Annotated in this window: 19 protein-coding genes and 1 tRNA gene; 14 read left to right on the forward strand and 6 right to left on the reverse strand. The window is 73.0% G+C overall.

Features of this window, described 5'->3' with window-relative positions; all coding sequences use genetic code 11:
* Positions 1-55 precede the first annotated feature (55 nt).
* Positions 56-841, reverse strand: coding sequence for a hypothetical protein (locus tag ACZ4VK_RS23150; protein WP_468354963.1), 786 nt, complete (start codon positions 839-841; stop codon positions 56-58).
* Positions 842-1045: 204 nt separating this feature from the next.
* Here ACZ4VK_RS23150 and ACZ4VK_RS23155 point away from each other — a divergent pair, with 204 nt between their 5' ends.
* Positions 1046-1501: an ATP-binding protein gene (locus tag ACZ4VK_RS23155; protein WP_468354966.1), complete on the forward strand. Its 456-nt coding sequence runs from the start codon at positions 1046-1048 to the stop codon at positions 1499-1501.
* 129 nt (positions 1502-1630) lie between these two features.
* Here the strand turns inward: ACZ4VK_RS23155 and ACZ4VK_RS23160 are convergent, their stop codons facing one another.
* Positions 1631-3094 carry an aminopeptidase P family protein gene (locus ACZ4VK_RS23160; RefSeq protein WP_468354969.1) on the reverse strand — a complete coding sequence of 488 codons (1464 nt, stop codon included), beginning with the start codon at positions 3092-3094 and terminating at the stop codon, positions 1631-1633.
* A gap of 114 nt (positions 3095-3208) precedes the next feature.
* Positions 3209-4600, reverse strand: a complete 1392-nt coding sequence (locus ACZ4VK_RS23165) for a PP2C family protein-serine/threonine phosphatase (RefSeq protein WP_468354972.1) — start codon at positions 4598-4600, stop codon at positions 3209-3211.
* Positions 4601-5226: 626 nt separating this feature from the next.
* Between ACZ4VK_RS23165 and ACZ4VK_RS23170 the strand changes: the two genes are divergently transcribed.
* Positions 5227-5907: a bifunctional DNA primase/polymerase gene (locus ACZ4VK_RS23170; RefSeq protein ID WP_468354975.1), complete on the forward strand. Its 681-nt coding sequence runs from the start codon at positions 5227-5229 to the stop codon at positions 5905-5907.
* Between the two features lie 167 nt (positions 5908-6074).
* Positions 6075-6713, forward strand: coding sequence for a hypothetical protein (locus tag ACZ4VK_RS23175; protein WP_468354978.1), 639 nt, complete (start codon positions 6075-6077; stop codon positions 6711-6713).
* 220 nt (positions 6714-6933) lie between these two features.
* Here the strand turns inward: ACZ4VK_RS23175 and ACZ4VK_RS23180 are convergent, their stop codons facing one another.
* From ACZ4VK_RS23180 to ACZ4VK_RS23190, 3 genes are all read right to left on the reverse strand, one after another.
* Positions 6934-7911 (reverse strand): DUF5926 family protein, encoded by a 978-nt coding sequence (locus tag ACZ4VK_RS23180; protein ID WP_468354981.1) that lies wholly within the window; start codon positions 7909-7911, stop codon positions 6934-6936.
* 129 nt (positions 7912-8040) lie between these two features.
* Entirely contained in the window at positions 8041-8649 is a 609-nt protein-coding gene (locus tag ACZ4VK_RS23185; RefSeq protein WP_468354984.1) for an ATP-binding protein, read from the reverse strand.
* A gap of 103 nt (positions 8650-8752) precedes the next feature.
* On the reverse strand, positions 8753-9574 hold the full coding sequence (locus tag ACZ4VK_RS23190) for a glycerophosphodiester phosphodiesterase (RefSeq protein WP_468354987.1): 822 nt from the start codon (positions 9572-9574) through the stop codon (positions 8753-8755).
* A gap of 198 nt (positions 9575-9772) precedes the next feature.
* On the opposite strand from ACZ4VK_RS23190, the gene ACZ4VK_RS23195 reads away from it, so the two are divergent.
* From ACZ4VK_RS23195 to ACZ4VK_RS23245, 11 genes are all read left to right on the forward strand, one after another.
* Entirely contained in the window at positions 9773-11251 is a 1479-nt protein-coding gene (locus ACZ4VK_RS23195; RefSeq protein WP_468354990.1) for a S1C family serine protease, read from the forward strand.
* A gap of 46 nt (positions 11252-11297) precedes the next feature.
* Positions 11298-11382, forward strand: a tRNA-Ser gene (locus ACZ4VK_RS23200).
* Between the two features lie 183 nt (positions 11383-11565).
* On the forward strand, positions 11566-11790 hold the full coding sequence (locus tag ACZ4VK_RS23205) for an antitoxin (protein ID WP_468354993.1): 225 nt from the start codon (positions 11566-11568) through the stop codon (positions 11788-11790).
* A 112-nt stretch (positions 11791-11902) separates the two neighbouring features.
* Positions 11903-12424, forward strand: coding sequence for an O-acetyl-ADP-ribose deacetylase (locus tag ACZ4VK_RS23210; protein ID WP_468354995.1), 522 nt, complete (start codon positions 11903-11905; stop codon positions 12422-12424).
* Positions 12425-12837: 413 nt separating this feature from the next.
* Positions 12838-13143, forward strand: a complete 306-nt coding sequence (locus ACZ4VK_RS23215; RefSeq protein WP_468354998.1) for a hypothetical protein — start codon at positions 12838-12840, stop codon at positions 13141-13143.
* A gap of 262 nt (positions 13144-13405) precedes the next feature.
* On the forward strand, positions 13406-14572 hold the full coding sequence (locus tag ACZ4VK_RS23220; RefSeq protein ID WP_468355001.1) for an acyl-CoA dehydrogenase family protein: 1167 nt from the start codon (positions 13406-13408) through the stop codon (positions 14570-14572).
* Positions 14569-15735, forward strand: coding sequence for a bifunctional MaoC family dehydratase N-terminal/OB-fold nucleic acid binding domain-containing protein (locus ACZ4VK_RS23225; protein WP_468355004.1), 1167 nt, complete (start codon positions 14569-14571; stop codon positions 15733-15735). Before ACZ4VK_RS23220 ends, ACZ4VK_RS23225 begins: the two co-directional genes overlap by 4 nt.
* 1 nt (position 15736) lies before the next feature.
* Entirely contained in the window at positions 15737-16783 is a 1047-nt protein-coding gene (locus ACZ4VK_RS23230; RefSeq protein ID WP_468355007.1) for an acyl-CoA dehydrogenase family protein, read from the forward strand.
* On the forward strand, positions 16780-17163 hold the full coding sequence (locus ACZ4VK_RS23235) for a MaoC family dehydratase (RefSeq protein ID WP_468355010.1): 384 nt from the start codon (positions 16780-16782) through the stop codon (positions 17161-17163). The genes ACZ4VK_RS23230 and ACZ4VK_RS23235 overlap by 4 nt, the downstream gene beginning before the upstream one ends.
* A complete protein-coding gene (locus tag ACZ4VK_RS23240) occupies positions 17160-18326 on the forward strand; it encodes a lipid-transfer protein (RefSeq protein WP_468355013.1) in 1167 nt (388 codons plus the stop codon). Before ACZ4VK_RS23235 ends, ACZ4VK_RS23240 begins: the two co-directional genes overlap by 4 nt.
* A 52-nt stretch (positions 18327-18378) precedes the next feature.
* Entirely contained in the window at positions 18379-19440 is a 1062-nt protein-coding gene (locus ACZ4VK_RS23245; RefSeq protein ID WP_468355016.1) for a DUF1906 domain-containing protein, read from the forward strand.
* Positions 19441-19601 lie beyond the last annotated feature (161 nt).

A 19601-nucleotide genomic window follows, 5' to 3' on the forward strand; every position in this document is an offset into this window, starting at 1 on the left:
CGCGGCGGACTGCGTCGACCCGCGTCGGCCTGAGCCGGCCTGTGGCAGACCTGTGTCAGGCGGCGAGCACGCAGTCGGCGGCCGGCGGGCCGCGCCTGATCACCGTGTTCCTGAGCGCCTCGGCCACCGCCGGTGGCGAGGAGTCGAAGGCCGTTCGGACCGTCCGCTGCGGCCCGGTGCGGGGAGCCGTCGAGAGCCCGGCGAGCAACGCCCGTACGAGACGGAGCGCGGCCCGCAGCGAGCGGACGAGGGCGCACTCGGCGAGCTCCGTCGCGCCCTGTTCGGAGAGTTCGACGAGGCGGCTGAGGGCGAGGTCCCCGCGGCGCAGCAGCCACCCCGCGGCGAGGGCCGCGAGCAGGTGGCCGAGGAGCATGGGAAGCCCCGGCAGCAGCTCGGCGGGCGCGGCCGCGCCGACGGCCGCGTGTCCCGCGTGGGCGCCCGTCCCCGCGTCCGCCGGGTCGAGTCCGGCCTCGCGGATGACCCGGGCCGCGTCGGCGGAGCCGAGGGACGTGGTCCCCGCGCCGCAGACGAGCCGCGCCGCCATCCGGATGAGGGCGTCGTCCGCCTCGGCGCCCAGGCCGAGCCTGCGCTGTCCGAGGCCGAAGAGGACGTGCAGACCGAGCTGGCCGCCGGCGAGGGCGCCGACGACGAAGCCGAGGGAGCGCTCACGTCCGGTGAGGAGAAGGGTGACGCCGAAGACGCCGAGGAACCCGGCAAGGAGGGACCACAGGGCGATCCCCGCGCAGGCGGCGAGGGCGTGCCCGAGCGCGGACAGCACGACGCAGACCGCGGTGAACACCGCGGCCCTCAGCAGCCGTGGAGCGAGCGCGGGGGCATTCATGGCGGGCCCATCATCGCACCAGCGGACCCACCGGCATGAGGCAGGTCCATAAGGTCGCTCTTGGGGGCCTTCGGGGTGACATACACCGGCCGGAGGGCCCGTTGTATCCGCCGAACGAGCGCTCTTGACGCCTCCGGGGGCTTACGAGGGGTTCCGTCCGGCAATACCTACCGGTAGGTCGGACCGTTGCCGGGAGGCTGGAGCATGAGCATTCTGTGGTCACTCCATCTGCGGCGCGAGGCTGCGAGCGTGCCCCTCGCGCGGCGGCTCCTGATGGGCACGATGGAGACGGCGGGCGTCGATCCGGACGTGTCCTACGAGCTGTCGGTCGCGCTGACCGAGGCGTGTGCGAACGCGGTGGAGCACGGCGGCGGCGCCGGGAGCGGCCGGCCGTACGGGGCGCCGACGGGGGCGTACCGGGTGACGGCGTACCTGGACGGGGAGACCTGTCGGATCGAGGTGGCCGATTCGGGGCCGGGCTTCCCCGGCGCCGAGCTCCCCGCGGCCTCGGCGGACGCCGAGAACGGCCGGGGGCTGCGGCTGATCGAGGAGCTCGCGGACCATGTGCACTTCGGTAACCGGTCGGGCCGGGGCGGCGCGGTGGTCAGCTTCGACAAGATCCTGAAGTGGAAGGACAGCCCTTCCCTGCTCATGGCGTGATCGCCGGAGCACGTACGGGACCTGATCTCCGGAGGGCGTACGAGCGGGATCTCCGGAGGGCGTGCGGGAAGGGGAAGGGCCCCCGCCGGTCGGTCGACGGAGGCCCCTCGTTTCCAACGTACGCGGAGATCAGCCCTTCAGCGCGGCCATCCACGCCTCGACCTCGTCCGCACGGCGCGGCAGCGCGTCCGAGAGGTTCCGGTTGCCGTCCTCGGTGACGAGGATGTCGTCCTCGATCCGGACGCCGATGCCGCGGTACTCCTCCGGCACGGTCAGGTCGTCGGCCTGGAAGTACAGACCCGGCTCGACGGTCAGGCACATGCCCGGCGCGAGGGTCGTGTCGACGTAGGCCTCGGTGCGCGCGGCGGCGCAGTCGTGGACGTCCATGCCGAGCATGTGACCGGTGCCGTGCAGGGTCCAGCGGCGCTGGAGGCCGAGCTCCAGGACGCGCTCGACCGGGCCCTCGACGAGGCCCCACTCGACGAGCTTCTCGGCGAGGACGCGCTGGGCGGCGTCGTGGAAGTCGCGGTAGGCGGCGCCGGGCTTCACCGCGGCGATGCCGGCCTCCTGCGCCTCGTACACGGCGTCGTAGATCTTGCGCTGGAGCTCGGTGTACCGGCCGTTGATCGGCAGGGTGCGGGTGATGTCGGCGGTGTAGAGCTCGGTGGTCTCCACGCCGGCGTCGAGCAGCAGCAGGTCGCCGGAGCGGACGTCGCCGTCGTTGCGGACCCAGTGCAGGGTGGTGGCGTGCGGTCCCGCGGCGCAGATGGAGCCGTAGCCGATGTCGTTGCCCTCGACGCGGGCGCGCAGGAAGAAGGTTCCCTCGATGTAGCGCTCGCTGGTGGCCTCGGCCTTGTCGAGGACCTTGACGACGTCCTCGAAGCCGCGGGCGGTGGAGGCGCAGGCCTTCTCCAGCTCGGCGATCTCGAAGGAGTCCTTGATGAGGCGGGCCTCGGAGAGGTAGACGCGGAGTTCCTCGTCGCGCTCGGCGGTGACCTTGTCGGTCAGCGCGGCCTCGATGCCGGCGTCGTGGCCGCGGACGGCGCGGACCGGTCCCGTGGCCTCCTTGAGGGCGGCGGCGAGCTCGCGGACGTCCTTCGCGGGGACGCCGAGGAGCTGCTCGGCCTCGGTGAGGGAGTGGCGGCGGCCGACCCACAGCTCGCCCTGGCCGTCGAGCCAGAACTCGCCGTTCTCCCGGTCGGAGCGCGGCAGCAGGTAGACCGTCGCCTGGTGGCCGTCGGCCGTGGGCTCCAGGACGAGGACGCCGTCCTGCGTCTGGTCGCCGGTGAGGTACGCGTACTCGGTGGAGGCGCGGAAGCTGTACTCGGTGTCGTTCGACCGGGTCTTCAGGTTGCCGGCCGGGATCACCAGGCGCTCGCCCGGGAAGCGGGCGGACAGCGCGGCACGGCGCGCGGCGGTCTTGTCGGCCTGCGCGATCGGCTCGAGACCCCGCAGCTCGGTGTCGGCCCAGCCGGACTTCATGTTCTCGGCCAGCTCGTCGGACACGCCCGGGTAGAGGCCGTTCTTCCGCTGCTTGATCGCCTGCTGCTCGTCGGTCTCTTCCGGGGTCTCCGGCGTGAGCTCCTCGGCCACGGGTCTGCCTCCTCTTGGTACGACACTGAACCCCCACCATCGTACGGTCGTACGGAAGGGGGCCCAGGGCCGGAAGACCCATTACCGCTGAGTCACCGCGGGTTCACGTGCCGCTCACTCGAAGCGGGCGGCGAGCAGGACCACGTCCTCTCCGTCCACGGCGGTGTCGAGGCCCTCGGGCAGCAGGGTCCGCAGGACGTGGTCGGCGACGGCGCCCGGGTCGCCCCGGTCGGCCTTCGGCACGCTCGCGGCCGCCGCGTGGAGCCGGGCGAAGGCGCGGTCCATGGCGTCGCCGGTACGGCGCAGCAGCCCGTCCGTGTAGAGAAGCACCGTTTCTCCGGGTGCGGGGGACAGCTCCACGCTCGGTGCCTCCCAGCAGGAGAGCATCCCGAGCGGGGCCGAGAGCGAGGTTTCGACGTACTCGGTGCGCCGCTCACCGACGATCAGCGGCGGGGCGTGCCCGGCCCCGGCGAGGACGATCCGGCGCTGCGCGGGCTCGGCGTACGCGAAGAGCGCGGTCGCCGAGCGGGCGGGTTCGGTGAGGCGGAGGAGGAGTTCGAGGTCGGAGAGGACGGCGACGGGGTCCTCGCCCTCCATCACCGCGTACGCCCGCAGCGAGGCGCGCAGCCGGCCCATGGCGGCGAGCGCGCTGGGCCCGGTCCCCGAGACGGAGCCGACGGAGAGACCGAGGGCGCCCTCGGGCAGCGGCAGCGCGTCGTACCAGTCGCCGCCGCCCCGGGGTCCCGTGCGGTGGCGGGCGGCGAGCTGGACGCCGGGGACGCGGGGGAGCCGGCTCGGGAGCAGCTCCTCGGCGACGGTGGCGACCTGGACGCGGGCCCGTTCGACCTGGAGGAGGCGGGCGAGGTGCTCGGTGGCGAAGCGGCCGTAGAGCCCGATGAGGTGGCGCTGGCGGTCGGTGGGTTCGGCGGGCTCGTCGTAGAGCCAGACGGCCGCGCCGAGCCGGCCGGCCTCCTCGGTGGCGAGGGGGAGGGCGTAGCTGGCGGCGTAGCCGAGGCGGGCGGCGACCTCGCGGTGGCGGGGGTCGAGGCCTTCCTCGGTGCGTACGTCCCGGATGGCGATCGGATCGGGGACGCGCTCGGGGTGGACCGGGTCGGGGAGGCCGTCGAGGAGGCGGCCGTAGCTGCTGGTGCCGCGCGGGACGGTCTCGATGGTGCCGAGGTCGGAGTGGGCGAGGCCGAGGCCGATGGTGGCGGCGGGGCCGAGCCCGTCGGCCGGTTCGAGGACGGCCATGCCGCGGCGGGCCCCGACGAGGGCGGCGCCGGCGCCGAGCACCTCGCGGAGGGCCTCGTCGAGGGAGGCGGTCCTGATGAGGCGCTCGGTGAGTTCGTGGAGGGTGGTGAGGTCGGAGACCCAGGTGGCGAGCCTGTCCTGGATCAGCGCCCCGGGCGGGGGGACCGGATCGGAGGGGGGCGCCGCCGCGGGGACCCCGGGGAGGGGCGGCGTAGTGTGCGGTGGCCCGGGAACCGTGGAATCGATTCCAGCCACTTTCGGGATCTGTGGGGCGCTCATGTCAGTCGGCTTTCCGACCGGTGCGTTTGACGCCATAGCATCGCAAACCCCCATGTCATTCTGAGCCGCTCGATGCATCCACATGTACACGCACAAGAGGAACGATGTCCAGCATTGTCCCCACGGGACTTGTGGTGTCCGTGAGGTTGCGCGAGAGGGTTGAAGTGCGCGGCAAGTTGGCCGAAAATTGTCCCCGGTGTGCACCTTTTGGGGTCGACTGGCGTCGTTTCACAGCGCGTCATTCCGAGCGTGCTGGGTACGTAATCGGTGACAGGCAGGGGCAGTTGGAGCTGCCCCGGAACGCGACGCGGAACCCCGGCGTCTTATCTGCCGCAGGCCGCAGCCCGTCACCGAGTGGCGGGGAACGTGTTCTGGCCCGCCCTGGTTCCGTCCCGGCTCCATCTCGTTCTGACCTGGCTCCACCCGGTTCTGGTCCCCGCTCCACTCCGGTTCCGCGTGGCTCCACCTGATGACGGCCCGGCCGGCCCCGCTCCGACGGGGGCCGCACCCCCGCCGACCCGGTACGCGCTGATACGCACGGTGAAGTGTCCTGCACATGGTGTGAAGTGGATTCGGCGTTCAACGGAAAGGAACGAGCGCTCATGCGCGAGATCCTCGGAAGGCGACGCAGGTTCCGGTTCCGGCGCAAGGCGAGGACGGCCCGGCTCGACGCGGCGGTCACCTTCGCCGTCGAGTGGAACTGGCCCGTCCTGCCCGGAGCAGGCCTGAGAGCGACGACCCGTACGGGCGCGGGGGCCGTCTGCCGCTGCCCCGACCCCGACTGCGTGGTGCCGGGCGCCCACCCCTACGACCCCGGGCTGCTCGCGGCCACCACGGACGAGCGGATGATCCGCTGGTGGTGGACCCGGCGCCCGGACGCCCCGGTGGTCCTCGCCACGGGCGGCGGCGCGCCCTGCGCGGTCAGCCTGCCCGCGGTGGCGGGGGCGCGGGCGCTCGCCGCGCTCGACGGGACCGGCATGCGGCTCGGCCCGGTGGTGGCGACCCCGACCCGGTGGTCGATCCTCGTCGCCCCCTACGGCCTCGAACGGCTCGGTGAGCTGCTGTACGCGAAGGACAGCGTGCCGAGCTCCCTGCGGTTCCACGGCGAGGGCGGCTATCTGCTGCTGCCCCCCTCGCTCGCCGGCACCGGACAGGTGCGGTGGGAACGGGCGCCGCTCGCGGGCTCGGCCCGGCCGTGGCTGCCGGACGTGGAGGCGGTGGTCGACGCCCTGGTGGAGGCGAGCACGAGCACACCGGGCGGCGGAAGCCGGCTCGCGTACTGACGGGCGCGGGGCGCCCGCGACCCCGAGGCTCCGGCCGTTCACCCGAACGGGTGTGCCGCGGTCCCACTTCTCCGGGAAACGGGCGCGCGGCCGACCGGGCGCCCGCCGCCCGCCGCTATGTTCACCCCACCGTTCGAGATCTCCAGCCGAGCAGGAACAGGTGGGCCATGAGTCCGGTGAACCTCCGCGTGGTGGGGCTGGGGGCCGCCGTCACGGTCGCCGTCCTGCTGCCGCTCGTCGCGGTGGCGGGGCAGACGGGCGAACCCGTACGACCGGCCGGGGCGGCGGGGGCGGGCGACGCGAAGTCCAGGGATCTGCTGACGGGGCTCGGCCTCGGCTCCCGTACGCCGACCTCCCCGGCCCCCACCGCCGTTCCGCGCGCTCCGGCCGCCGTCTCCCCCACTCCGGCTGCGGCTTCTCCGGTCCCCGACTCTCCCGCCCCGATGTCTCCGGAACGGGTCTCCCACTGTGGGCCGGAACTCGCCTCTCCCGAGGGGGTCGAGGCGCAGACCTGCGTGCTGGCCGAGGGGCCCGACATCTGGGCGCGTACGTACTACCGGAACGCGACCGGCCAGGAAATCGACGCGTTTCTGACCCTCATGGCCCCCGGCGGGCGCACCGTACAGGTCCGTTGCGCGGTCCCCGCGCAGGACGAACCGGGTGCCTGTGAAACGCCCGTGGAGCGTGCTCGGGACAAGGTCACGGCGTATACGGCGGTCGCGGAATTCGCGGGCACGGGCGAGGGTGACAGCACTCCGCTGCTGCTGCGGGCCGGGAGCAACACGGCGGAGCGCGAAGGAAGTTGAGCGTCGACGCCCCGGTGTCTTCCGGAAGCGGACATGGAAAGGCCCGGTCGCTGGCGACGGGGGATGCACCAGCGACCGGGCTTCCAGAACGGTAACAAGAGATCTGCTGTTCGCAAATTCGATCTCGGTTATTCGGACAGGGATTTACCCGCCCGAAGACGCTCTTGTGGCCGAAGTCACCGACCGGTCGGTCTGTCAGTCACCGATACCACCTGGGGTATCAGCTGAGAGTGACCTGACGGTTCGTGAGGCCGCCGCGCGCCCGCCGCTCCTCCGCGGTGAGCGGGGCGTCCGATGCGAGCGCCCCGGCCAGCCGCTCGGCGAACTCGGCGGCCGGCTTCTCGCACTCCTCGGCGGTCATCGACGTCGGCAGGTCCCAGACCGGCACCATCAGACCGTGGGCGCGGAACGAGCCGACGAGCCGGGTGTCCTGGCCGAGGGAGGTGCCGTCGCCGGCCTGGAGGCGGGCCAGCGCGTCCAGGAGCTTCTCCTCCGGGTGCGGCATGACCCAGCGCAGGTGGTTCTTGTCCGGGGTCTCGCACCAGTACGCGGAGTCGACGCTCGTCAGCTTCACGGTCGGGATCGCGGCCGCGTTGGCCCGCTCGAGGGAGGCGGCGACCTCCGGGTCCGCGCCGTCGGCGGACTGCGGGATCCAGAACTCGAAGCCCGAGTGGACCTCCGGGGCGAACGGGGCGTCCGCGTCGAGCAGGTCCTGGAGGCGCGGGCCCTCGGCCGGCACGCGGCGCGCGGGGACCGGGCTGCCCGGCTCGGTCTCCAGGGCGCGCTGGAGCGTGTCGGCGAGGTCGCGGGCGAGGTCGCCGGAGGTGGAGTCGTTCTGCAGGGCGAGCAGGACGGAGCCGTCGTCGCGGCGCAGCGCGGGCCACGCCATCGGCAGCACGGTCGCGAGCGTCACGGAGGGAACGCCCTCCGGCAGCCCGCCCTTCAGGGTGAGCGGCACGGTCGCGGCGGGCACCAGCTCGCGCAGCGCGACCCAGTCGCACTCGCCGGGCAGACCCTCGAAGGGGCGCTGGACGAGCTCGGTCACGGCGTGCGAGGCGGCCCGGCCGTGACACGCCTTGTATCGGCGGCCCGAGCCGCACGGGCACGGCTCGCGCGCGCCGACGACCGGGATCTCCCCGTTCGTGACCTGTGCCTGGCCGGCCTTGCCGGCCTTCGTCTGGGGGCGCTTCTTGGCCATGGTGTGGCTTTCTCCCGATCGCGGCGGTGCGGTGCTTGTTCCGGGCGCGAGCCTAGCCGCACCGACCACCGCCACTCTTCAGGCGGGCCGCGCTGCCGTACGCGGGACACCGGGCCACGGCGCCCCCCGTCAGTCGAGATCGTCGTACGCGTCCAGGATGTCGAAGCGCGAACCGCCACCGCCGCCGACGCGGGCCGCGAAGTCCTCGCGGCGGTGCCCTTTGGTCACCACCACCCAGACCGTGACCTCGCCGGTCGCGCTGTCCCGTACGCCCCAGTCCTGGGCCAGCGCGCTGATGATGTTCAGCCCGCGGCCTCCCCGTGCGGTGACCGAGGGCGTCGACGGCACGGGCCGTGTCGGCCCGCCTCCGTCCGTGACCTCGACCCGGAGCCCGCCCGCGGAATCCACCCGCCAGGCAGCCCGTACATCCCCGTCGCCCCGATCCGCGCGCCCCAGCGGCCTGCCGTACCGACAGGCATTGCTGAGCAGCTCGGAAAGGATCAGCACCGCGTCGTCGACGACCGAATCGGACACCCCGCTGCGGTACAGCTCGTCCCGCATCCGGTGTCTCGCCTCACCCACGCCCGCAGGGCCATGGGGTACGGCCATGCTCGACGACGTGGGCACCTCCTGTGCCACCACCAACGCCACCCCCGAGACCTCCTTTGCCCCACGCCACCGTGTGGATGCCCCAATGGCCTGGACCGGAAACCGGCCAATCCGCGTTCGATGAGGCACTCGTGACGATCGCGTAGGTACGGAACGCGCCGGTGCACGCCCCGTAATCCCCGCGAACCCTTGTGACGTAAGGGAAGGAAGGGGCTGAGCGGGCGGCGAGGGGTCAGCCGCGGCCCAGTTGGGAGAGCACCTGCTTGGGCCGGTTCGTGATGATCGCGTCCACGCCGAGGCGCTCGCAGAGCTCGACGTCCTCGGCGTCGTCCACCGTCCAGACGTGCACCTCGTGCCCGGCCTTCCGCAGCCGCAGGATCACGGCGGGGTGGTGCCGGACGATCCGGATGGAGGGGCCGGCGATGCGCGCGCCCGCGGGAAGCCGTCCGTCGCGCAGCCGCGGCGAGACGAACTGGGCGAGGGAGACGGTGGGGAGCGTCGGCGCCGCCAGGGCGATCCGCTGCAGCGAGCGGGCCGAGAAGCTCATGACGCGTACGGGGGAGTCCGCGGGGGACGCGGGCGCGTCGAGGCCGAACCGCTTGAGGAGCTGGAGGAGCCGCTCCTCGACCTGGCCCGCCCAGCGGGTCGGGTGCTTGGTCTCGATGGCCAGCTCGACCCGGCGCCCGGCGTCGGAGACCAGCTCGAGGAGGCGCTCCAGGGTGAGGACGGAGGTGTACCCGGGGTCTCGCCAGTCGGGGCTCTCACCGGAGTCGTCGCGGCCCTTCCAGGTGCCGAAGTCGAGGGCGGTGAGATGGGCGAGTTCGAGGGCGGAGACGGCGCCGCGGCCGTTCGACGTGCGGTCGACGCGGCGGTCGTGGACGCAGACCAGATGGCCGTCGGCGGTGAGCCGGACGTCGCACTCCAGGGCGTCGGCGCCGTCCTCGATGGCCTTCACATAGGCGGCCAGGGTGTGTTCCGGTGCGTCTTCGGAGGCTCCACGGTGGGCGACGACCTGGAGGGGGACGCGGTTCGGGTGCTGCCGTGCGTGAGTCACGGCGTCATGGTGCCATTGGCGGGGTGCGGCGGGCACACCGGAAGGCGTCCGTTCTGTCCGTATATAAAGGAAGGAGTGCGAACGCACAGCTCCGCCTTACAGCGGCCTGACGTCCTGTGGGAAAAGCTGGTGGAGCACCCTGGACCCAGCAGGTGACCCTGAGGCACCACATCCGCTTGTCGACGAGGAGAGAGAGCTGTGAGCACCGAGAACGAGGGCACGGCGGTTCCGGCGGACCCGACTGCCCCGTCCGCCCCGCCGACACCTCCCTCGACAACGACCCCGCCGGACCCGACGCCATCCTCGGCCCCGGCGACGGACCCGGCGACCGCCCCGACGGCGGCTCAGACCCCGCCTCCGTCGACGCCGCCCTCGGCCACCCCCGACGACGCCCCGACGGCGGTCCAGGCCCCCGTGTCCACGCCCGCCCCCACCCCTCCCCCGGCCCCCGCCCACGCCGGCGCGGCGGGTGGCTGGCCGCCTCCTCCCCCGGCCGTGCCGGCCTGGGGCGCCCCGCCGCCGCCCGCGCACCCCGCCCCCGGGGCGCCGCGCGGGCGGACCGGCGGCCTCGTGGCGGCCGTGCTCGCCGCGGCGCTCGTCGCGGGCGGAATCGGCGGCGGCGTCGGCTACTGGGCGGCGCAGCGTGGCGACGACGGCGTCAGCTCGACGACGGTCTCCTCGGGCGACACCCCGGCGTCCTTCAAGCGGGACCCGGGCACGGTCGCCGCGGTCGCGGCGCGGGCGCTGCCGAGCGTGGTCACCATCCAGGCGAAGTCCGGCGGTTCGCAGCCCGAGGGCGAGGGCGGCACGGGCACCGGCTTCGTGTACGACCAGGAGGGCCACATCGTCACCAACAACCACGTGGTGGCGTCGGCGGCGGACGGCGGCACGCTCTCCGTGACCTTCCCGGACGGCAAGGCGTACGACGCGGAGGTCGTCGGCCGGGCCGAGGGCTACGACGTGGCCGTACTGAAGCTCACGAACGCGCCGAAGGGCCTGAAGCCGCTGCCGCTCGGCGACTCCGACAAGGTGGCGGTCGGCGACTCGACGATCGCGATCGGCGCGCCCTTCGGCCTGTCGAACACGGTGACCACGGGCATCATCAGCGCCAAGAACCGCCCGGTCGCCTCGGGCGACGGTTCCGGCGGCGGCAACTCGTACATGAGCGCGCTGCAGACGGACGCGTCGATCAACCCGGGCAACTCCGGCGGCCCGCTGCTCGACGCGAGCGGCGCGGTGATCGGCATCAACTCGGCCATCCAGTCCACGGGAAGCGGCTTCGGCCAGTCCCAGGCGGGCTCGATCGGGCTGGGCTTCGCGATCCCGGTGAACCAGGCGAAGAACGTGGCCCAGCAGCTGATCAAGACGGGCAAGCCGGTCTACCCGGTGATCGGCGCGACGGTGAACATGAACGAGCGGGGCGAGGGCGCCACGATCGCCTCCCAGGGCTCGGGCGGCACCCCCTCGGTCGTCCCCGACGGCCCCGCGGCGAAGGCGGGCCTGAAGGCGGGCGACGTGATCACGGGCTTCGGCGACCGCCAGATCGACAGCGGCCCGACCCTGATCAGCGAGATCTGGACCCACAAGCCGGGCGACACCGTCAAGATCACCTACGAGCGCGACGGCAAGACCTCCACGGCCACCGTCACCCTCGGCGAACGCACCGGCGACAACTGACCGGCTAGGCTGTCCCCCGCGCGCCCGTGGACACACCGGCGCGCGGGGTGGGTTGCCCGAGCGGCCTAAGGGAACGGTCTTGAAAACCGTCGTGGCGAGAGTCACCGTGGGTTCAAATCCCACACCCACCGCAGGTGAACGGCCCCTGACCAGGTACATCGGTCGGGGGTCGTTCTCGTGTGCGCGGGGTTCCCGCTGCCCTGGTCCCGGGGGCGGGTTCCGGGGCGTCGGGGGCCGGCCGCGGCTCTGCGGATGCGGGACTCGGGTGATGCCGTGATGCTGGAAGGGCTGGAACAGCGGCTAGGAGGGCCAGGATGTCTGTGTTCGACAAGCTCAAGGGGATGCTCAAGGGCCACGAGGATCAGGCCTCCAAGGGCGTCGACAAGGCCGGCGACTACGTCGACGGCAGGACCCAGGGCAAGTACAGCAGTCAGGTCGACACCGCCCAGGAGAAGCTCAGGCAGCAGATGGGCGGTACGCCCCCATCGACGGACCAGGGGCCGGACGCCCCACGGCCGGACACTCCGCCCCGGCAGTAGCGCGGAGGCGTACTGCCCGTCAGGGGCGCCCCGGATGTTAATCCGGGGCGCCCCTTCGGCTCCCCCGGTTCAATGGCCTCCGGGGAAGGGTTGCCGGAGAAAGGGTTCTGTCGTGGTGCGGATCGTGCTCGTGCAGGGGGACATCACCGCCGAGCCGGCGGACGCGATCGTCAACGCCGCGAACTCCTCGCTCCTCGGCGGAGGGGGAGTCGACGGAGCCATCCACCGGAAGGGCGGCCCCGAGATCCTCGCCGCCTGTCAGGACCTGCGCCGCTCGCACTACGGCAAGGGGCTGCCGACGGGTCGGGCCGTGGCGACCACCGCGGGGCGGTTGCCCGCCCGGCACGTGATCCACACGGTGGGGCCGGTCTGGTCGACGGAGGTGGACCGCTCGGAGGAGCTGGCCTCCTGCTACCGGGCGTCGCTCCGGGTCGCCGACGAGCTGGGCGACCGTACGGTCGCGTTCCCCGCCCTCTCCACCGGGATCTACGGCTGGCCGATGGACGACGGGGCCCGGATCGCCGTGGAGACGGTACGGGCGGCCCGTACCGAGGTGGAGGAGGTGCGGTTCGTGCTCTTCGACGCGCAGGCGTACGCGGCCTTCGAGACGGCTCTGGGGCAGGAGGCCCCGTAGGGCCTCCCCGGTCGAACTCGCCTTCCTCTCGGTTCGCTTGTTCGGTGGACCCGGCAGGGGGACTCGCCGTCACGATCTTCCGAGGGAGAGGTTGGCGGAAAATCTGCCGAAACGCTTCCTCCCTTGGGGCGCACCGGTTCTGCCTGTCCTGAACCTGCTCCGCCTCCGGTGAGCTGGGCCTTTCCTCGTACTGACCGGGTTTATCTGCTTGTCCTCACGCTTGCGGGGGAATAAGCCGCTCCGAGGTGGTTCGCCGGGGATTCGGTGGGCAACTCTGGATTCGCGACGTCGAGCAGAAACAACCGGGGCGGTCGGCCAACCGCCTTGAGAACGGCCGTAGTTCAGAGCAGTTCAGAGACCTTCAGAGCAGTTCCGTGCACCAGCACCAGCTTTCAGTTCCCGGAGGAACACACATGGCAAGCATCCGTACCGCCCGCGTCCTCGCCGCTGCCGCCGCCCTGCCCCTCGCCGCCGCGCTCTTCACCGGGGTGGCCCAGGCCGACAACGGCGGGTTCGCGGACGACGGATCGAACACGAGCGTCGCCACGATCATCGGCAGCGGCGTGGGCGGGGACAACTTCGGCAACTCGACCACGACGCAGCAGGTGGCGACCGGTTCCGGTGCCTCGAACCAGAACAACACGGCCAGCGTGAACGGCTCCGCCTTCACGCACATCGCTCAGAACAACGCGGTGGTCAACTTCTACCCGTGGTGGTGACCCCAGCACGGCAGCCGGCCCGACGGGGGGCGTGACCGCGGTGTGAACGACGGCCTGTGCGCCGGTACTTCGGTACCGGCGCACAGGCCGTCCCGCTTGTGCGCGCTCGGGGCGCGGACGGCGTCGGGCTGCGCGCCCCGGGTGTCTCGCGGCCGCGGTACGGGGGCGCGGCCGATCGGTCGCCGGCCTTGACAGGGATCCCGAATCTGACGGACAGTCAGAAAATCTGAGCCGTACCCCTCGCCCCCGGGAGGCCGTCGCCGTGCACCTCGCCCCGACCGAGCGGCAGCTGCGGCTGCGCGCAGAACTCCGCGCGTACTTCCGCGAGGTGATGCCCGAAGGGCCGCCCCCCGCCGCCGACACCGCCGCCCAGCGCCGGCTGCTCCGCCGGATCGGCGCGGACGGGCTCCTCGGACTCGGATGGCCCGAGGAGTACGGGGGGCAGGGCCGCGGCCCCGACGAGCAGTTCGTCTTCTTCGACGAGGCGTACCGCGCGGGTGCCCCCGTCTCGATGGTCACGCTCAACACCGTCGGCCCCACCCTCATGGCCTACGGGACCGAGGAGCAGAAGGCCTTCTTCCTGCCCCGGATCCTGCGCGGCGAGACCGTCTTCGCCATCGGCTACAGCGAGCCCGAGGCGGGTACGGACCTCGCCTCACTCCGCACGAGGGCCGTACGCGAGGGGGACTCCTGGCGGATCGACGGCCAGAAGATCTTCACCTCGAACGCCCAGAACGCCGACTGGATCTGGCTCGCGTGCCGCACCGACCCCGACGCGCCCCCGCACCGGGGGATCTCGATCGTCCTCGTCCCCACCGACGCCCCGGGCTTCTCCTGGACCCCGATCGCGACCGTGGGCGGGCTCACGACCACGGCCACCTACTACGACGGGATACGCGTGCCGGCCGGCCATCTCGTGGGGCCGGAGCACGGCGGCTGGGGGCTCATCACCAACCAGCTCAACCACGAGCGGGTCGCGCTGGCCGCGATCGGCATGCAGGCCGAGGACTTCTTCGCGGCTGTGCTCGACCGCGCTCGCACCCCCGATCCGGTGACGGGCAGGCGCCGTGTTGACGAGCCGTGGGTCCGGATCCGGGCCGCCGAAGCACACGCCCGGCTGGCGGCGACACGCCTGCTGAACTGGCGTTTGGTGGGCGATGTGGGGGCCGGCCGGCTGGCCCCGGGGGACGCGAGCGGCGTGAAGTTCATGGGAACCGAATCGGCGGTGGAGGTGTATCGAATATGTCAGGAGATCGCGGGCGGGGCGGGGACGGTGCGAGCGGGATCGCCGGGGGAGTTCGACGGCGGTGAGCTGGAGCGCATGAACCGCGCCGCGCAGATCAACACCTTCGGGGGAGGGGTGAGCGAGGTGCAGCGCGAGATCGTCGCGAGGATGCGGCTCGGCATGAAGGGGAGGGGTCGGCGATGACCCTCACGGAGCGGAACGGGACAGCGGGACAGCGGGAGACGAGGGACACCCAGCCGGACACCCAGCCGGGCAGGGTGGACGCCCAGCGGGATACGACGGACGCGCTGCCGGACACTTCGCCGGGCACGGCGGACGCGCGGGATACGACGGGCGCGCTGCCGGACACTTCGCCGGGCACGGCGGACGCGCGGGACGCGACGGGTGCGCTGCCGGACACTTCGCCGGGTACGGCGGACGCCCTGTACGAGCGGCTCGCAGGGTTCGCGGGGCGGCCCGCCGCCACCACAGGCATCGGCAAGGATCCGGTGAACCTGCCCATGATCCGGCACTGGTGCGAGGCCATGGGGGACTCCCACCCGGCCTACCGGGGACCGGAGGCCGTCGCACCGCCGACGATGCTCCAGGCCTGGACGATGGGCGGCCTCTCCGGGCACACCGGCCGCTCCTCCGCGTACGAGGAGCTGTTCGCCCTGCTCGACGGGGCCGGATACACGTCCGTGGTCGCGACCGACTGCGAGCAGGAGTACCTGCGTCCGCTGCGGCCCGGCGACGAGATCACCTTCGACACCGTCATCGAGTCCGTGTCGCCGCGCAAGACCACCAAGCTCGGGTCGGGGCACTTCGTCACCACCAGGACGGACGTGCGCGCCGGCGGAGAGCTCGCCGGCACCCACCGCTTCCGCATCCTGAAGTACGCACCGGCCGCCAGGCCCCCGAAGCCCGCCGCACCGGCCGCCAGACGACCCCGGCCCGTGATCAACCGGGACAACGCCGGGTTCTGGGAGGGGGTGGCCGCCCACCGGCTGCTCATCCAGCGCTGCGGGGAGTGCGCCGCCCTCCGCTTCCCCTGGCTGCCGGGGTGCGCCGACTGCGGCTCGCGGGAGTGGGACACGGTCGAGGCGAGCGGCGCCGGGACGGTCTTCTCGTACGTGGTGATGCACCACCCGCCCTTCCCGGCCTTCACCGCGTCCGATCAGGCCGCTGACGCGGCGGGGCCCTACGCGGTCGGGCTGATCGAACTCGCCGAGGGCGTGCGGATGATCAGCAACGTGGTGGGGGTGCCGTACGACAAGGTGCGGATCGGGATGCCGGTGCGGCTGGAGTTCCTGCGGGCCGACGAGGAGCTGGAGCTTCCCGTCTTCCGCGCCGGAGGGGAGGACTGACATGGACTTCACCCCCACCGAGGAGCAGGAGGCCGCCCGCGAGCTGGCCGCCCGGATCTTCGCGGACCTCTCCACCCACGAGCGGCTCAGGGCGGCCGGCACCGGCACCGACGCCGAGCTCTGGAAGGCGCTCTGCGCCGCCGGTCTCCCCGGCGCCGTCGAGGAGACCGGCCTGCTCGGCCTGGTACTCCTCCTGGAGGAGCAGGGCCGGGTGACGGCCCAGGTGCCCTTCGCCGCGAGCTGCGCCTACGGGATACTCGCCGTCACCCGGCACGGTACGGACGGGCAGCGGGCCCGGCTCCTGCCGGGCCTCCGCGACGGTACGACGGTGGTGACGGGGGCCTTCCCGGCGACCGGCGCGGTCACCTCGCGCGAGGGGCGACTCACCGGGGCCGTGGACTGGGTGCCGTGGCTGAGGGACGCCACCCACGTCCTCGTACCGGACGAGGACCGCGCCCTGTGGCTGGTCCGCACCGAGGACGCCCACCGTGTCGATCCCGTCGAGCTCACCGCGCCCTGGTCCGCCGGCCGGCTCGTCCTCGACGGAGCGGTGGCGGAGCGGCTCGGGAGGTCCGCCACCGGGGCGGAGGCCGGTGCCTTTGAGGACGTGCTCGCCGGCGCTCGGATCGCCTTCGCCGGGCTGCAGGCGGGGGTGTGCGCCGGATCCCTTGCCAGGGCCGTGGAGTACACCTCCGTACGGGAGCAGTTCGGCCGCCCGCTCTCCACCCATCAGGCCGTTCAACTGCGCGCGGCCGACGCCCATATGGACACCGAGGCCATCCGGGTCACCGCCTACGAGGCGGCCTGGCGCTTCGACGAGGGTCTGGACGCCGCCGGGGCCGCCCTCACCGCCGCCTGGTGGGCCTCCGAGGCGGGGAAGCGGGTCGTGCACGCCGGGCAGCATCTGCACGGCGGCCTGGGCGCGGACCTCGACCACCCCGTCCACCGGCACTTCCTGTGGGGCCGGCAGCTCGACGCCTATCTCGGCGCCGGGACCGAACTCCTCGCCGAACTCGGCGGGCTGCTCGCGGAAGGAGACCTGTCATGAAAGCCGGGGACGAACTGCCGCCGCTGACCATCCCGGTCACCCGCACCCTGATCGTCGCCGGGGCCGTCGCCTCCCGCGACTACCAGGACGTCCACCACGACGCCGAACTGGCCCGGGAGAAGGGCTCCCCGGACATCTTCATGAACATCCTCACCACCAACGGTCTCGTCGGCCGGTACATCACCGACCACTTCGGCCCCCGCGCGGTCCTCCGCAGGGTCGCCATCCGGCTCGGCGCCCCCAACCACCCCGGCGACACCCTGGTCCTGACCGGCACGGTCACCGGCGTCGAGGGGGACACGGCACACGTCCGGGTCGTGGGTGCCAACGGGCTCGGGCACCACGTCACCGGGACGGTCACCGTGGAGGTGCCCCGATGAGCCTCCGCCACCGGGACGGACTCGGCGGCCGGGCGGCAGTCGTCGGCATCGGCGCGACCGAGTTCTCCAAGGACTCGGGCCGCAGCGAACTCTCCCTCGCCGTCGAGGCGGTGCGGGCCGCCCTCGACGACGCGGGACTCGCCCCCGCCGACGTCGACGGCCTGGTCACCTTCACCATGGACACCAACCCGGAGATCACCGTCGCCCAGGCCTCGGGCATCGGCGAACTCTCTTTCTTCTCCCGGGTGCACTACGGGGGCGGGGCCGCCTGCGCCACCGTGCAGCAGGCCGCACTCGCCGTCGCCGCCGGGGTCGCGGAGGTCGTCGTCTGCTACCGGGCGTTCAACGAGCGATCCGGGCGCCGCTTCGGCTCCGGAGTCAAGCAGCGTGAACCCTCGGCCGAGGGTGCCGCGCTCGGCTGGCAGCTTCCCTTCGGGCTGCTCACCCCGGCCTCCTGGGTCGCCATGGCCGCCCAGCGGTATCTGCACACCTTCGGGTTGACCCCGGACGCCTTCGGTCATGTCGCCGTCACCGACCGGCGGCACGCGGCCCGCAACCCCGCCGCCTACTTCCACGGGAAGCCGATCACCCTCGCCGACCACGCCGCCTCGCGCTGGATCGTCGAACCGCTCCGGCTCCTCGACTGCTGCCAGGAGACCGACGGCGGCCAGGCGATCGTCGTCACCTCCGTCGAGCGCGCCCGCGACCTGCCGAACCCGCCCGCCGTGATCCTGGCGGCGGCGCAGGGCGCCGGGCGGAAGCAGGAGGCGATGACCAGCTTCTACCGGGACGGGCTGACCGGGCTCCCGGAGATGGGCGTGGTGGCCCGTCAGCTCTGGCGGACCTCCGGGCTCGCCCCCTCGGACATCGACGTGGGCATCCTCTACGACCACTTCACCCCGTTCGTGCTCATGCAGTTGGAGGAGTTCGGCTTCTGCGGGCCGGGCGAGGCGGCCGACTTCGTCGCGGCCGACGCGCTCCCGCTGAACACGCACGGAGGGCAGCTCGGCGAGGCCTATCTGCACGGCATGAACGGCATAGCCGAGGCGGTACGGCAGCTGCGCGGCACCTCGGTGAACCAGATACCCGGCGCGGAGCGGAGTCTGGTCACGGCGGGTACCGGGGTTCCCACGTCCGGGTTGATCCTGGGCACGGACGGCTGAGGCGACGGCCCCAGCGGTGGCCGGGCGCGACAGGCGGACCTTCACTCGCGCCATGAGCACACACGCCACGAGCACACACGCCACGAGCACCCATGCGTCGCCCGCCCCCGCGTCAGATCCCGAACGCACCCCCACCTCCACCACGACACCCACCCCCGTACCTTCGTCCGAGTCCCCGGCGCCGACACCGGAGCTGACCCGCTCGCCGTCCGCTCCTGCTCCCGGGGCGGCTCCCGCGCCTGCTGCCGGGGCGCGGGCCGTGGTCGCCGCCCTCCTTGCCGTACTGGCGGGGGCGGCACTGCTGACGGCCCCCGCCCCGGCGTGGGCGGCGAGGGCAGGGGGAGGCGACCCGGCGGTGCCCGCCGCCCCGGTGCGCTTCACCGGCCGGGCCTTCGACACCTGCGACGCCCCCTCCCTCGCGGTGATGAAGGCGTGGCGCAGTTCGCCGTACGGGGCAGTCGGGATCTACTTCGGCGGCCGGGGACGGGGCTGCCCCGTCCAGCGGGAGCTGAACCCCGCCTGGGTCGCGTCCGCGCACGCCATGGGGTGGCGTCTGCTGCCGCTCTTCGTCGGCTCCCAGGCTCCCTGTGTCCTCTCCGCCGCCAAGCGGCCCTTCGCCATCGGCGGCAGCCCCTGGAGCCAGGGCACCCGGGAGGGCGGCGAGGCGGTACGGGCGGCGCGGGCTCTGGGCCTCGACGCGAGCAGCCCGCTCTACCTCGACATCGAGGCGTACCGGCCAGGTGACGCGGACTGCGCCGCGACCACCCTGTCCTTCGTCCGCGCCTGGAACCGGGAGGTACGGCGACTCGGCTACGTCCCGGGCTTCTACAGCAGCGCCGACACGGGGGTGCGGGACATCGAGGCGCAGCGGCGGGCGGGTACGAAGGACCTGCCGGAGGTGATGTGGTTCGCGCGCTGGCTGGGGCGGCCCGCGCTGTACTCCGAGCCGGAGCTGCACCCGGAGGCGTGGATGCCGCACGGCCGGATCCACCAGTACGCGGGGAACGTGGCGGAGTCGTACGGCGGTCACCGTCTCCTCATCGACCGGAACGCGATGGACGCGCCGGTGGCCCGCGTCACGACCCCCGCCCGCGTCACGACCCCCGCCCCGTGACGGCCCCCCAGCCACCCGTCGGCCCCAGCTCCCCGGCAACCGCCGCCCACCCCGGGCCCCAGCCCGTCCGGGCCCCAGCCGTCCCCGGCCATCCCACAGACCGCCACCCAGATGCTCACGCCCCCGCCCCCGACCCTGAGCCGTCCCCGAAGGGTCTCCAC

This window comes from Streptomyces sp. NPDC028711 (assembly GCF_055565415.1).

Bases quoted from the DNA above. Each gene is read 5' to 3' on its own strand.
- ACZ4VK_RS23150 (WP_468354963.1), bottom strand. From the start codon at position 841: ATGAATGCCCCCGCGCTCGCTCCACGGCTGCTGAGGGCCGCGGTGTTC.
- ACZ4VK_RS23155 (WP_468354966.1), top strand. From the start codon at position 1,046: ATGAGCATTCTGTGGTCACTCCATCTGCGGCGCGAGGCTGCGAGCGTG.
- ACZ4VK_RS23170 (WP_468354975.1), top strand. From the start codon at position 5,227: ATGCGCGAGATCCTCGGAAGGCGACGCAGGTTCCGGTTCCGGCGCAAG.
- ACZ4VK_RS23175 (WP_468354978.1), top strand. From the start codon at position 6,075: ATGAGTCCGGTGAACCTCCGCGTGGTGGGGCTGGGGGCCGCCGTCACG.
- ACZ4VK_RS23180 (WP_468354981.1), bottom strand. From the start codon at position 7,911: ATGGCCAAGAAGCGCCCCCAGACGAAGGCCGGCAAGGCCGGCCAGGCA.
- ACZ4VK_RS23205 (WP_468354993.1), top strand. From the start codon at position 11,566: ATGTCTGTGTTCGACAAGCTCAAGGGGATGCTCAAGGGCCACGAGGAT.
- ACZ4VK_RS23215 (WP_468354998.1), top strand. From the start codon at position 12,838: ATGGCAAGCATCCGTACCGCCCGCGTCCTCGCCGCTGCCGCCGCCCTG.
- ACZ4VK_RS23225 (WP_468355004.1), top strand. From the start codon at position 14,569: ATGACCCTCACGGAGCGGAACGGGACAGCGGGACAGCGGGAGACGAGG.
- ACZ4VK_RS23230 (WP_468355007.1), top strand. From the start codon at position 15,737: ATGGACTTCACCCCCACCGAGGAGCAGGAGGCCGCCCGCGAGCTGGCC.
- ACZ4VK_RS23235 (WP_468355010.1), top strand. From the start codon at position 16,780: ATGAAAGCCGGGGACGAACTGCCGCCGCTGACCATCCCGGTCACCCGC.
- ACZ4VK_RS23240 (WP_468355013.1), top strand. From the start codon at position 17,160: ATGAGCCTCCGCCACCGGGACGGACTCGGCGGCCGGGCGGCAGTCGTC.
- ACZ4VK_RS23245 (WP_468355016.1), top strand. From the start codon at position 18,379: ATGAGCACACACGCCACGAGCACACACGCCACGAGCACCCATGCGTCG.